We start from the raw sequence: 13,466 nt of genomic DNA on the forward strand, positions 1-13,466 counted from the left end.
CCCGCGGCGCGGCAGGCGGCGGGCATCGCGCGGGCGAGCGCGCGGAAGCGGGCCGGGTCGTCGACGACGGGCCGCCAGCGCGCCACGAGGTCGCCGTCCTCGCGCAGCAGGGCGGGCAGCACCTGGCCGCGCCGGGCCAGCCGGACGGCCTCGTCGGCGAGCACGCACAGGAACCGCAGGTCGGTGCCGGGGACCACGTCACCGGCGTGCTCGGCGGCCTGGAGCAGCGCCATCGCCGGGAACGGCTCCAGGACGAGGGCCGGGACGCGCCACGGGCGCAGCTCGGGTTCGCCTTCGACCGGCTCGGGGCCGAGCTCGGCGGACGGCAGCGGATGGTCGCCGCGGCCGGGCGACGATCCGCTGGGCAGCGACATGTCGAGCTCGACCCGGAAGGCGCCGCGCACGAGCGGTTCGTAGGACGTGCCGGCGAAGTCGCGGGTCGCGAACGGATGGACGCCGGGTGCGGGCTCGTGCGGGCCGGTGCGTTCGGCCCAGAGGCAGAGCGCACCGCCATGCCAGGTGGCGTGTGCGACGAGCATGGTCCCGAAAGCTACCAGCAGCCTCGGACGTTCCGTCCGTCCCTCGCGCGGCCGCCCGCACGCTTGCTCACGGAATTCTCATACGGGCGCAATCGCCTCTTCATCCGCCCTGGATTGGCTCCCCGCGTCTCTCTTCCCATCCCACGAGGAGGCTCCCGATGGCAGAGGGCGAGACGAAGGAAGCCCGCGGTGTGAGCCGCAGGGCGGCGCTTACCGCGATGGGCGGTGTGGGGCTCGGCACGGTCGGCGCGGTGGCCGGAGGCGTCGTCCTCGCGGGCGGCGCGGAGGGCGGCACCGCGACCCCCGCGGTAGGCGCGTCCGGCGGGACGCGGCCTGTGTGCGTGCTGTCCCCGGAGGTGACCGAAGGCCCGTACTACCTGGACTACGAGATGGTCCGGCGCGACATCACCGAGGACCGTCCGGGCGTTCCGCTGGTCCTGCGCGTGTCCATCGTGGACGCGAAGACGTGCCGCCCGCTCCCGCGCGCCGCCATGGACATCTGGCACTGCGACGCGGGCGGCGTCTACTCCGGCTACGAGGGCAACACGCTCCCGACGCCCCCGTCCGGCACCCCCACGGGACCGCCGCCCACCGGCACGCCCACCGGGCCCCCTCCCGGAGGCGGAGGCGGGCACGCCGAACCGACGAACGATCTGACGTTCCTGCGCGGCGTCCAGCTCGCGAACCAGCGCGGCGTCGCCGAGATCCGCACCATCTACCCTGGCTGGTACCAGGGCCGCGCGCTGCACATCCACGTGAAGGTCCACGTCGGCGGGACCGTGGACCGGGAGAAGAAGACCTACACCGGCGGGCACGTCAGCCACACCGGCCAGTTCTTCTTCGCCGAGGAGCTCGCGGAGAAGATCGCCGCGCTGTCCCCGTACAAGGACAACACGGTCACACGGGTGAAGCTCGACGAGGACGGCATCTACAAGCAGGCGGGCTCCGGCCTCCTGACGATCCGCCCCCTGCACAAGGGCCGCATCGAGAAGGGCCTGCTGGCCACCATCACCGTAGGCGTCGATCCGGCCGCAACCCCCGCTGCGGTCTGATCGGCTAGGGCCCGCCGCCGGGACGGTCTCCCGGCGGCGGGTCCGGGGCGCCTCCTCGTTAGGCTCGGGACGTTTCCGCCGCCGAGGATGCTGGGAGGTCGCCGTGGGCGAGTTCGTACGGGTCGAGGTCGAGGACGGCATCGCGACCATCAGGCTGGACCGTCCGAAGATGAACGCCCTGAACGCGCAGATGCAGCGGGAGCTGATCGAGGCGGCGCGGGAGGTCACGCAGGACGAGAGGGCCGCCGCCGTCGTGATCTACGGCGGGGAGCGGGTGTTCGCGGCCGGGGCGGACATCAAGGAGATGGCCCCGATGTCGTACGCGGAGATGTCGGCGGGCCACTCGCGGCTGCTCCAGGACTTCGCGAAGGCGCTCGCCGGCATCCCGAAGCCCGTCATCGCGGCGATCACCGGCTACGCGCTCGGCGGCGGGCTGGAGCTGGCGCTGACCGCCGACTTCCGGGTGGCGGGCGAGGGCGCCAAGGTGGGGCAGCCGGAGATCCAGCTCGGCATCATCCCGGGCGCGGGCGGCACGCAGCGGCTGACCCGGCTCGTCGGGCCGTCCAGGGCCAAGGACCTGATCTTCTCCGGACGGCACGTCGCGGCCCCGGAGGCCCTCGCGATGGGGCTGGTCGACCGGGTCGTGCCCGACGCCGACGTCTACACGGCGGCGCGCGAGTGGGCGGCCACGTTCGTGGGCGGCCCGGCGATCGCGCTGCGCGCCGCCAAGCAGGCCATCGACGCGGGCCTGGAGGTCGACCTCGACACCGGGCTGGAGATCGAGCGCGTCCAGTTCGCGGCGCTGTTCGCGACCGAGGACCAGGCGGCCGGGATGAAGAGCTTCATGGAGGAGGGCCCCGGCAAGGCCAAGTTCACGGGCCGCTGACCCCCGCCGGGGGGTCGAGGGCACGGTCCTGGTCGCGGAGGGCGCGGTCCTGCGCGTCCAGGACCTCGTCGGCGTAGCGCTCGGTCCACCGGCCGAGCGCCATGATCGGGTCCAGCAGCCCGCGCCCCGGCCCGGTCAGGCCGTACTCCACGCGCGGCGGCGCCTCCGCGTAGCGCCGCCGCTCGACCAGGCCGTCCCGCTCCAGCCGCCGGAGCGTCTCGGTGAGCACCTTCTGGCTGATGCCGCCGATCCGGTGCCGCAGCTCGCCCGGACGCAGCGGACCGTCGCGCAGCGCGTAGAGCACCACGCTGGTCCACGTCCCGGACAGCAGGTCGAACCCGAGCCGGGCCCGGCAGTCGGCGATGAACTCGCCGCCGTGGTCGGGATCGCCCGCCATGGTGCCCCCTCGATCCTGGATCCTGCCCCGTCCGTTGGGCACCGGGAGGTGCGCAACGGATTGCCTAGCGTCCCGTCCGACGGTAATCGACGGACGGCCCGGGAGGTCGGCATGCGCATCGGAGTACTGGGCGCGGGGAACATGGCGGACGCGCTCGCCACGCAGTGGGCGCGGAGGGGCCACGAGGTGCGGATCGGGGCGCGGACGCCCGCGAAGGCGGTCGCGCTGGCGGAGCGGATCGGCGGCCGGACGTCTGGCGGCGGGCTGCGGGAGGCGGCGGAGTTCGGCGAGGCCGTCCTGCTCGCGGTCTGGTACGAGGGCGTCGAGGACGCGCTCCGGCAGGCGGGCGCGCCGGACGGGACGCTCGCGGGACGGGTGCTCATCGACTGCGTCAACCCCATGGAGCCACCGTTCGAGCGGCTGAAGACCGCGGGCGGACCCTCGGTGGCCCGCCGCGTCGCCGACCTCGCGCCCGGCGCGCGCGTGGTGAAGGCGTTCAGCACCTGCCACGAGAGCGTGTGGCGCATGACACCGCCGGAGTTCGGCGGACGTCCCCTCGGCGTCCCGCTCTGCGGCGACGACGCGGAGGCGCTGGCGGTGGTGCGGGAACTGGTGACCGCCCTCGGCTGCGTCCCGCTGGACGGGGGAGGGCTGGAGCGCGCGGCGCTGCTGGAGGCCGCGACGGCGTTCTTCGTGGGCCTCTGGGTCGCCGGGGAGGACCCGGCGTCCATGCTGCCGCCGCCCGAGTACGCGGGCGGCGATCCCCGCCGCACGTCGGGGCTGCCTGGCTAGGGCCGGCCTTTCGGAGTCGGCGGGGCGGGCGGCGTCGAGACATGTCCTAGATGTGAGGGTTATCCGATCGTGCCCGAGCAGGTTCGGCAGGGCGGCCCGGCCCGGCCAAGATCGGCCGATACCATCGGCCGCCATGCGACAGGCGTACCGAACCGCGCTGGTGACCGGCGCGTCCAGCGGCATCGGCGAGAGCTTCGCCCGCCTCCTGGCGGGCCGCGGCACCGACCTGGTGATCGTGGCCCGCCGCGCCGACCTGCTGGACGGCCTGGCCCGCGAGCTGGTCGAGCGGTACCGGGTCGCGGTGGAGGTGCTGGCGGCCGACCTGACCGACCCGGAGCAGCGCGGCGAGGTCGAGCGGCGGCTGCGCGCCGACCCGGTCGAGCTCCTGGTGAACAACGCGGGCTACGGCGCGTTTGGAGCGTTCGCGGAGCTGTCCCTGGAGGAGCAGCTCGCGGAGATCGAGCTGAACGTGACCGCCCTGGTGCGGCTCACCCACGCCGCGGTGCCGGAGATGGTGGCGCGGGGCCGGGGCGGCGTGCTGAACGTCGCGTCCATGGCGGGGTTCACGCCGTCGCCGGGCAGCGCGACGTACGGGGCGACCAAGGCGTACGTCATCGCGTTCTCCGAGAGCCTGCACGCCGAGGTCGCCGCGAAGGGCGTCCACGTGACGGCGCTGTGCCCCGGCTTCACCCGGACGGAGGACGACGCCCCCGCGAACCTGCTGTGGCTCCGCCGGGACGACGTGGCGCGTGCCGGCCTGGAGGCGGTGTCGGCCGGACGGGCGCTGAGCGTCCCCGGCGCCCAGTACAAGGCGGCGCTGCCCGCGCTGCGGCTCGTCCCGCGGCCCCTGCTGAGGGCCGCGGTGAACCGCATGTGGCACCAGGCCGCCGGCAGCCGGTAACCAGGCTCCGGCGGGACCCGGAAGCCGTCTCCGCAGGCAGATTCGTGAGACGGTATTTCGCGCGGATCTACAAAACCGGCCCTGGGTTGCTTGTGACCGGGGTGACTTGACGGGAGTCGGGCTCACTGGCGACGATCGAACCTACGCTTGAGTAGGTTGGAGTTCGGCCTGCTGGGCACCGAGAAAGTCCGCGCCGCGGTGCGGCGGCACCGTCCGGAGAACCCCTCGTCCAGCGAAGGAAGCGCATGTCCCTGACGCCCGAAGACACGTTCCAGACCGGTCTGCTGCTCGAACTGGAGCAGGTGGTCGCCAAGGAGCTCGACCGCCACGAGTCGATGGCCAAGGAATGGTTTCCGCACCAGTACGTCCCGTGGAGCGAGGGCCGCGACTTCGACGGCCCGCTCGGCGGCGAGGAGTGGTCGCTCGAGCAGTCGAAGCTCAGCACCGAGGCGCGCGAGTCGCTGATCGTGAACCTCCTCACCGAGGACAACCTGCCCGGCTACCACAACGCCATCGCGCGGGTGTTCGGCCGGGACGGCGCCTGGGGCACCTGGGTGAACCGGTGGACGGCCGAGGAGAACCGGCACGGCATCGTCATCCGCGACTACCTCACCGTGACCCGCGCGGTCGACCCGGTCGCGCTGGAGCGCGCCCGCATGCGCCACATGGAGCAGGGGTACGAGGCGACGCACGGCGACTCGTTCCTGCACGGCGCCGCGTACGTGGCGTTCCAGGAGCTCGCGACCCGCGTCTCGCACCGCAACACCGGCAAGGCGTCCGGCGACCCGATCTGCGAGCAGATGATGGCGCGCGTCGCGGCGGACGAGAACCTCCACATGATCTTCTACCGGAACCTGCTGGGCGCCGCGCTGGAGATCGCGCCGAACGAGACCATGAAGGCGATCACCGACGTCGTCAAGGCGTTCGAGATGCCGGGCGCCGGCATCGACGGCTTCCTGCGCAAGTCGGTGATCATCGCGAACGCCGGCATCTACGACCTGCGGCTGCACCACGACGACGTGCTGATCCCGGTGCTGCGCAAGTGGAACGTCTTCGACCGCACCGACCTGAACGGCGACGGCGAGAAGGCCCGCGAGGAGCTGGCCGAGTTCCTGGAGCAGCTCGACGCGGCCGCCACCAAGTTCGAGACGCGCCGCGAGGAGCGCCGCGCCCGCCAGGCCGCCCGCAAGGGCTGACCCCGCCCCGACCCGGCTCGGGGCGGCGCCGGCCGCCGCGACGCATTCGTGATCATTCCCGTGGAACCGGCGCCGCGGGCGGCGGCGTCGAACCGGGCTGGCCTTGATCGGCCTCTGGCAGGAACGCGAGCCCGGTTTCCGGCGTCAAAAGGGTCATGGGTACGCATCGGCGGCTGGGCGGGTATCGGTTGCTGGACGAGATCGGCCGGGGCAGCACCGCCGTGGTGCACCTCGCGATGGACTCCCAGGGCCGCGAGGTCGCGGTCAAGGAGCTCCTCCCGGAGTTCACCACCGAGCCCGAGGCGATCGCCCGGCTGGCCCGGGAGCTGTCCGCGCAGGCGCGCGTGCGCAGCAACTACGTGGCGCGGCTGCTGGACGGGCAGATCTCCGCGGAACGCCCGTACGTCGTGATGCAGTACGTGCCCGGCACCCCGCTGAACGACCTCGTCCCGGCCTACGGCCCGTTCACCGGCGACCGGCTCGCCCGCTTCGCCCGGCGGCTGGCGCTCGCCCTCGCGGACGTGCACGACGCGGGCGTCCTGCACCGCGACGTCGCGCCCGGCAACGTGATCGTGTACGGCGACCGCCCCACGCTGATCGACTTCGGCATCGCGCACGAGTCGGGGACGGAGCAGATCACCCGGCGCGGCATGGTCGTGGGCACGCCCGCCTTCATGGCGCCCGAGCTCATCGAGGGGGAGCGCGCCACCATCGCCTTGGACGTGTTCTCGTGGGCGACCACGGTCGCCTACGCCGCGACGGGACGGCCGCCGTTCGGGCGGGGCTCGCTGCACGGCGTGTGCTTCCGGATCCTGCGGGGGCAGGCCGACCTCGACGGCGTCCCGGAGCCGCTGGCGCGGCTGGTCCGGATGGCGCTGCGCCGCGACCCGTGCGCCCGTCCGACCGCCAGGTGGCTCGCCGGCGCGCTGCACACCGGCGAGACGACGGGCGAGACCCCGGCGCGCCCCGCGGTCCCCTCGGAACCCGCCGCCCCGGCGCGGCCCGCGGTCCCGCCGCACGCCGGGACGGTGGCGGGAGGCGGCCAGGCGGTACCGGCGTGAAGGGCCCGGTTAGATCTTCCAGGCGGCACGGGCGAAGGTAGGGTTTCGTAAACGATGAAGGGGGTTGTCACGTCCGGGGACCGAATCGGCCACTACAGCGTGCTCCAGACCCTGGGGGAAGGGGGCATGGGCGTCGTCTACCTCGGCGCCGACCCCGAAGGGCGCAAGGTGGCCATCAAGGTGCTGCGCCCCCAGGTGGCCGGGGACGCCACGGCGCGCCGCCGGCTGGCCCGTGAGGTCGACTCCATGCGGCGCGTGCACAGCCCGCACGTCGCCGAGATCCTCGACGCCGACGTGACCGCCGACCAGCCCTACATCGTGACGCAGTACGTCCCCGGCCGCACCCTTGAGGAGATCGTCGAGGAGTCCGGGCCGATCCACGGGCAGGGGCTCCAGCGGCTCGGCGTCGGCCTCGCGTCGGCGCTGTCGGCGATCCACGGCGCCGGGATCGTCCACCGCGACCTGAAGCCCGGCAACGTCATGCTGGTGGACGGCGAGCCCGTCGTGATCGACTTCGGCATCGCCCAGGCCGCGGACGCGACCCGGCTGACCGCCACCGGCATGGTCATCGGCACCCCCGGCTACCTGGCCCCGGAGATCATCGAGGGCGAGGACGCCGGCCCGCCGTCGGACGTGCACGCCTGGGCGGGCACCGTCGCCTACGCCGCGACCGGCCGCCCCCCGTTCGGCTCGGGCACCTTCGAGTCGATCTTCTACAAGATCATGCAGGGCACGCCCGACCTGGACGGCGTCCCCGAGGGGATGCTGCCGGTGCTGCGCTCGGCGATGGCCCGCCATCCGGCCGAGCGGCCCACGGCGGTCAACCTGGTGCAGCTCACCCGGCGGATCCACCTTGAGGCCACCCTCACCGACCAGACCCGGATCGACCAGCACTACACGCGCCCGGACGCGACGTCCCAGCCACTGTCCCGGCCGCTGGAGCAGCCGGACCACTCCCGGCAGTTCTCCATGCCCGCACCCGCGCCCGGCCCGACCGCCGGGCAGCAGGTCCCCCCGGAACCCCCGCGGCCGTCCAGCACCGCGCCGCCTTCAAGCACGACGCCGCCGCCGAGCCCGGTGCCCGCGCCCGTCCCGGCGCAGCCGAAGGACTTTGTCGGCCAGCTCCCGCCAGCCGCGCCGCCGCCCGTCCCGCCCCCGGCCCCCGGGCCGTACGAGTCGCAGCAGTACGGGCAGCGCACCTACGGCCAGGGCGCGTACGGGACGCAACCCCGCTACGACCAGGGCCACTATCCGCCGCCTTACGGGCAGCCGGGGCCGGGCGCCCTCCAGCGCGGCCCGGAGCAGGGCGCGCCGTACGACACCGTCCGCGATCCCCACACCCGCGACCCGCAGACCCGCGACCCGCATGCGCAGGACCCGCGCGCCCAGGAGGTCCGGCGGCAGGCCGAGCGGGCGCGCGCCGAGCGGGACAAGAACGCCCGCAAGCCCTACGGCTGGTACCGCGTCCTCAGCTTCCTCGTGCTCGTCGCGCTGCTCGGGTTCGCGAACATCGCGCCGCTGCTGGCCGTCGGCGTCACCATCGTCGGCGTCCTCGTGCTGCGGATGGCCGACAAGGCCGCCAAGGGCATGGAGGACAAGCGGACCCGCCGCGGCCCCCGCTCCGGCGACGCGGTCGCGGCGGCGTTCAAGACCCCGCTGCACCTGCCGGGCGCCGTGCTGGTCACCGCCCTGCTCGCGGGCCTCAGCGTCCTCGCGGGGCTCATCCTGCTCGGCGTGCTGATCTTCGCGAAGTCCGACATGTCGTCCTCGCGGGCCATCGCGTACTCGGCTATGGCCGTGATCGGCCTGCTCTGCCTCGCCCCGGGCAGCGGCGCGCCGCGCCGCCAGATGGCGCGGGTCTGGGGCGCACTGCTGCCGCGCGCCGAGGCCGCGCTCGCCGCCGCGCTGATCCTCGGCGTCTTCGCCGCGGTCCTCGTCGGCCTGTCCCAGAAGCAGCCGCCCGACACCACCCCGCTGGACGGGATGAGCGGCGACCTGGAGCAGCTCCGCAGCGACGTCCACGACCTCCTCGACGGCCTCCCCTTCATCTCCTGAGCCGCACCGCCCACCGACCCGCTTCGCGCGAGCAGCCGATCGTGACGCGTTCGGGCGAAGCGACGGCTTCAGCCGAGCGGCGGCTTCCCCTGGGCACCCGTGCCGGCCAGGCCATCGCTTCGCCTGAGGGACGGTTCGGCCGGGCGACGGCTTCGGGTGACCGCCCGGCCAGGGAGGCGGCGGCTCGGTAGTGTGGCGATCGTTATGAGCGGCGAGACGAGCCACCAGGAGCACATCGGTCCGTACCGGCTGCTGTCGCGGCTGGGCGGCGGTCCGGCGGGCGGTCCGGGGCGGGGCGTCCGCGGCGGCGTCCACCGGGCCGCCGGTCCCGACGGCCGCGACGTGGCGCTCAGGCCCCTGCCCCCGGGCGCGGCGCCCGACATCGCGCGGATGCGCGGCGTCCTCAGCCCCTACGTCGCCGACGTCCTGGACGGTGAGCACGCGTCCGGCCGGCCGTACGTGGTCTTCCGCTTCGTCCCAGGACGTCCCCTGGCCGAGCACGTCGCCGAGCGAGGTCCGCTGGGCGGCGACGAGCTGCGCCGGATGGCGCTCGGCCTCGCCAAGGGACTCGCGGCCATCCACGAGGCGGGCCTCGCGCACGGGGAGCTCGGACCCGGCACCGTCCTCGTGGTGGACGGCGCGCCGGTCATCGTCGACTTCGCCCTGACCGCCGGAGCGGCGGCGCACGACGACCTCCCGGCCTGGGCCGCCACCGTCGCGTTCGCGGCCACCGGACGGCCCGACGCGCGGGCCGCCCACCTGCCCGGCGACCTGCGGTCCCTGGTGGAGGCCGCCGCGCACCCCGACCCGGCCGCCCGTCCGTCCGCCGCGGAGCTGGCCCTAGCGGCGGCCCGCCTAGACCTACCGGCCATACCCGCCGCCCGCCCCGCCCCAGAAGCACACCCCGCTTTGGGCCCGGGGAAGGGTTCCACGGCGCCCACGGGCCCCGCCGCCCCCGACAGCAAGGTCAACGCAGTGTCGGCCGACGCTTCAGGCGCGGCCCTCGGTGGCACCGTGACCGGCGGTGACCAGGGCGGTCGGGGTGCGACCGGGGGCGCCGGGCATGCCGCAGAGCATGGCACGGGCGCGGTGGAGGCGCATGAGCTCGCCGTGGCGCGGGGGTGGGCGCGGCTGCTCGCCGCGATGGTCGTCGTGATCGGGATCGGTGCCGCGGTCATGATGCCGATCGTCGGGCTCGTCCTCACCCTGGGCGCGGTGACGCTGCTGCGGGCGGTCGCGGCGACGACGGTCCGCGGGCGGGTGTGGGCGTTCGGGCGGACGCTGCTGACCGTCCCGTACGCGGCGGTCCTCGCGGTCGCGGTGCCGCTCGCCCTGGTCGCGGTGTCGGCGGTCGGCGGGGAGATCGACTCCTCGGGCGCCTGCGCGCTCGGCGCCGGGGCGGGCGCGGCGGTGCTGTGGACGGCGCCGGGCGTCGGCGGCCCGCGGCGGCAGCTCGAACGGGCGTTCCTCGGGATCGCGCGGCGGCCTCGGTACATCGGGATCGCGGTGACGGTGCTCGGCGTGCTCGCGGTGCTCGCGGCCTTCGGCGCCGCGACGCTGACCCCGAGCTTCGCGCCCATGTACGGCTTGCAGAGCTCCCTGGAGAGTCTGGTGGACCGGTTGCAGAACGCCGTCCACAGCCCGTGAGGCGTGAAGTCTGTCACGTCCCGTTTTGGGCGATTCCCTTGGGGCAAAGCCCCCGGCCACGTGGGTAAGGTCTCACGAACTGGGATTTGCCTGTACCCTACCGGCGGGTAACATTCGTGGTGCACGGTCGAACCGGGGACCCGACTCCGAAGCACGTTCGGGTGTTTGGCAGGCTGTGACAGCGACAACGCGTTTCCGCGTCGACCCAACGTGGGCGGCGCCCCTCTGTCCGCTTACCCCAGCGGCCAACTGAGTGCAGGGAGGTCGGCCACCGGCCATGAACATCGTCGTCCTGGTGAAGCAGGTTCCCGATACGGAGAGCCCGCGCAAGCTGAAGTCCGATGACAGCACGCTCGACCGCGCTGCCGCGGACGGTGTCATCAACGAGCTCGATGAGTACGCCATCGAAGAGGCGCTGCGCATCAAGGAGGCCCACGGCGGCGAGGTGACCGTCCTCACCATGGGCCCCGAGAAGGCCACCGACTCGATCCGCAAGTCGCTCGCCATGGGCGCGGACAAGGCCGTGCACCTCGTCGACGACGCCCTCGCCGGCTCCGACGCGCTGCAGACCTCGTACGCCATCCAGCAGGCGCTCGGCCGGACCGGCTTCGACCTGGTCGTCCTCGGCGCGGAGTCCACCGACGCGCGCACCGGCGTGCTCGCGGCGATGCTGGCCGAGCGGCTCGGCGTCCCGCAGGTCTCGCTGGCCAACAAGGTCGAGATCGACGGTTCGGCGATCAAGGCGCAGCGGATCACCGACTACGGCTACGACCGGGTCGAGGCGAGCCTGCCCGCGGTCGTCTCCGTGGTCGAGAAGATCAACGAGCCGCGCTACCCCTCCTTCAAGGGGATCATGGCGGCCAAGAAGAAGCCGGTCGAGACGCTCGGCATCGCCGACGCCGGCATCGACGCGTCCCAGGTCGGCCTGGCGAACGCCGCCACCGAGGTGGTCGACTTCGCCGAGGCGCCGCCGCGCGCGCAGGGTCAGATCATCACCGACGAGGGCGACGGCGGCGCGAAGATCGCCGAGTTCCTCGCGTCGAAGAAGTTCGTCTGACCGAGGAAGGGGATTGGAACAATGGCTGAGATTCTCGTCCTCGTCGACCACGTCGACGGTGAGGTCAAGAAGGTCACCCTCGAACTGCTGACGCTGGCGAACCGGCTCGGCGAGGCCGCCGCCGTATGGGTGGGCCCGGGCTACGAGGGCGCCAAGGACAAGCTCGGCGAGTACGGCGCCGGCAAGGTGTACCTGGCCGCCGACGAGGAGCTCACCTCCTACGTCGTCGCGCCGAAGGCCGCCCTGCTCGCCCAGCTCGTGAACGAGAAGTCCCCCGCCGCGGTGCTCGTCGCCGCGACCGGCGAGGGCAAGGAGGTCGCGGGCCGGCTCGCGGTCAAGCTCGGCTCCGGCGTGCTCACCGACGTCGTGGACGTCGCCGAGGGCTTCGTCGCCGAGCACTCCATCTTCGGTGGTGCGATCATCTCGCACGCCCGGGTGAAGAACGGCACGCCGATCATCGCCGTCCGGCCGAACTCCGTCGCCCCCGAGGCGTCCGCCGCCACCCCGGCGGAGGAGACCGTCACGGTGACGCTGTCGGACGCCGACAAGGGCGCCCGGATCACCGAGCGGGTCGTCGAGGAGAAGGGCGAGCGCCCGGACCTCACCGAGGCCGCGATCGTCGTCTCCGGCGGCCGCGGTGTCGGCGGCGCGGAGAACTTCAAGATCATCGAGGGGCTGGCCGACTCGCTCGGCGCGGCCGTCGGCGCCTCCCGCGCCGCGACCGACGCCGGCTGGTACCCGCACTCGTTCCAGGTCGGCCAGACCGGCAAGACGGTGTCGCCGCAGCTCTACGTCGCGGTCGGCATCTCCGGCGCCATCCAGCACCGGGCCGGCATGCAGACCTCGAAGACGATCGTCGCCATCAACAAGGACGCCGAGGCGCCGATCTTCGAGCTCGTCGACTTCGGCGTGGTGGGCGACCTGTTCCAGGTCGCCCCGCAGCTCACCGAGGAGATCAACAAGCGCAAGTGAGCGCCTGTCCTCCCGGCGGACGCCCCGGACGGTGACCATGTCACCGCCCGGGGCGTCCGGCGTTTCGGGGCCGACATTCCCCCGCCCGGCTTTCCCTCGCCTGACGCTTACGAGCGCGTCGGCGACGGATAGGGCACGCCTGCCAGCAGGTCCGGCTTGAGCATGGGCGCGACGTCCGCGTACGGGACCTGCGCGACCTCCTTGCCGCACGCGGACGGGTAGCCCAGCTGGGCGCCCATGAAGCCGACCCGCACGCCGGACGGTGTGAGCGCCATGGCGACCTCGTCCGGTCCGAGGAGGCTCGCGAGGGTGGTGTCGTTCCCGAACCGCGAGTCGCCTTGGCAGAACACGCCGCCGGGCAGGCGCGCCGCGACCTTCCCGTCGATGGGCGCGAGCGTCCGCCGGTCCCGGGAGCGGAAGAGGTCGATCGCGCGGTACTCGGTGCCGGTCTTGAGATCCACGGTGACGGCTCGTGGCGCGTTCCACCCCGTGCCGACGTTGCCGCGCACGTCCGTCTCGTACCAGACGGACAGCAGCCGGTCGCTGCGCAGCAGGATCGACGGCCGCACGACATCGGTGAACGCCGTCGGGTACTGGCCGAGCTTGCCGCGGTTCTCGGCGAACCGCCGGTCGAGCGGTGCGCGCAGCGCCTGGTTGACCTTGGTGGCGAGCGCGGCGTCCCGGATGCCGGTGACCGTGACGATCTGCCCCTCGGCCCGCCACGTCCCGCCGCCGGTCAGCCGCTGCTGCGGCTCGTTCAGCGCCGCAAGCTGCACGACCACCGGTTTCGGCGCGGGCGGATCGTCCTGCGCGACGGCCACGTACGTCGCCGCGCCGCCCGCCGCGACGACGGCGGCGCCCCCGGCGATCGCGACCGCGCCCTTGGCACCGAGCGCGCCCAGCACCCCCTT

General features: G+C 73.6%; 12 protein-coding genes and 1 pseudogene. 10 read left to right on the forward strand and 3 right to left on the reverse strand.

Features of this window, described 5'->3' with window-relative positions; genetic code table 11:
- Positions 1-539: pseudogene (locus E1300_RS40250) on the reverse strand (ATP-dependent helicase); the annotation flags it as partial.
- Positions 540-697: 158 nt separating this feature from the next.
- Between E1300_RS40250 and E1300_RS40255 the strand changes: the two are divergent.
- Both E1300_RS40255 and E1300_RS40265 read left to right on the forward strand, forming a co-directional pair.
- Entirely contained in the window at positions 698-1,591 is an 894-nt protein-coding gene (locus E1300_RS40255; RefSeq protein WP_165503209.1) for an intradiol ring-cleavage dioxygenase, read from the forward strand.
- 103 nt (positions 1,592-1,694) lie between these two features.
- On the forward strand, positions 1,695-2,477 hold the full coding sequence (locus E1300_RS40265; RefSeq protein ID WP_131762548.1) for an enoyl-CoA hydratase/isomerase family protein: 783 nt from the start codon (positions 1,695-1,697) through the stop codon (positions 2,475-2,477).
- On the opposite strand, the gene E1300_RS40270 is transcribed toward E1300_RS40265, so the two are convergent.
- Positions 2,464-2,874, reverse strand: coding sequence for a winged helix-turn-helix transcriptional regulator (locus tag E1300_RS40270; RefSeq protein WP_131762549.1), 411 nt, complete (start codon positions 2,872-2,874; stop codon positions 2,464-2,466). The genes E1300_RS40265 and E1300_RS40270 overlap by 14 nt on opposite strands.
- 111 nt (positions 2,875-2,985) lie before the next feature.
- Here E1300_RS40270 and E1300_RS40275 point away from each other — a divergent pair, with 111 nt between their 5' ends.
- The 8 genes from E1300_RS40275 (at position 2,986) to E1300_RS40310 (ending at position 12,555) form a co-directional block, all read left to right on the forward strand.
- The gene (locus E1300_RS40275) at positions 2,986-3,666 is read left to right on the forward strand and encodes an NADPH-dependent F420 reductase (protein ID WP_131762550.1); all 681 of its coding nucleotides are present in this window, start codon (positions 2,986-2,988) and stop codon (positions 3,664-3,666) included.
- Positions 3,667-3,799: 133 nt separating this feature from the next.
- Complete coding sequence (locus tag E1300_RS40280) at positions 3,800-4,567, forward strand: SDR family NAD(P)-dependent oxidoreductase (RefSeq protein ID WP_131762551.1); 768 nt, start codon at positions 3,800-3,802, stop codon at positions 4,565-4,567.
- Between the two features lie 245 nt (positions 4,568-4,812).
- Entirely contained in the window at positions 4,813-5,763 is a 951-nt protein-coding gene (locus E1300_RS40285; RefSeq protein ID WP_131762552.1) for an acyl-ACP desaturase, read from the forward strand.
- Positions 5,764-5,918: 155 nt separating this feature from the next.
- Complete coding sequence (locus tag E1300_RS40290) at positions 5,919-6,824, forward strand: serine/threonine-protein kinase (RefSeq protein WP_131762553.1); 906 nt, start codon at positions 5,919-5,921, stop codon at positions 6,822-6,824.
- 54 nt (positions 6,825-6,878) lie between these two features.
- Positions 6,879-8,879 (forward strand): serine/threonine-protein kinase, encoded by a 2,001-nt coding sequence (locus E1300_RS40295; protein ID WP_131762554.1) that lies wholly within the window; start codon positions 6,879-6,881, stop codon positions 8,877-8,879.
- Positions 8,880-9,083: 204 nt separating this feature from the next.
- Positions 9,084-10,526: a protein kinase family protein gene (locus E1300_RS40300; RefSeq protein ID WP_131762555.1), complete on the forward strand. Its 1,443-nt coding sequence runs from the start codon at positions 9,084-9,086 to the stop codon at positions 10,524-10,526.
- Positions 10,527-10,803: 277 nt separating this feature from the next.
- A complete protein-coding gene (locus E1300_RS40305; RefSeq protein ID WP_131762556.1) occupies positions 10,804-11,583 on the forward strand; it encodes an electron transfer flavoprotein subunit beta/FixA family protein in 780 nt (259 codons plus the stop codon).
- 21 nt (positions 11,584-11,604) lie between these two features.
- The gene (locus tag E1300_RS40310; protein ID WP_131762557.1) at positions 11,605-12,555 is read left to right on the forward strand and encodes an electron transfer flavoprotein subunit alpha/FixB family protein; all 951 of its coding nucleotides are present in this window, start codon (positions 11,605-11,607) and stop codon (positions 12,553-12,555) included.
- Positions 12,556-12,662: 107 nt separating this feature from the next.
- Here E1300_RS40310 and E1300_RS50710 read toward each other — a convergent pair.
- The coding region (locus E1300_RS50710; protein ID WP_165503210.1) for a hypothetical protein at positions 12,663-13,466 on the reverse strand (804 nt) is incomplete at its 5' end.

This window comes from Actinomadura fibrosa, assembly GCF_900659615.1.
Taxonomy (GTDB): Bacteria; Actinomycetota; Actinomycetes; order Streptosporangiales; family Streptosporangiaceae; genus Spirillospora; species Spirillospora fibrosa.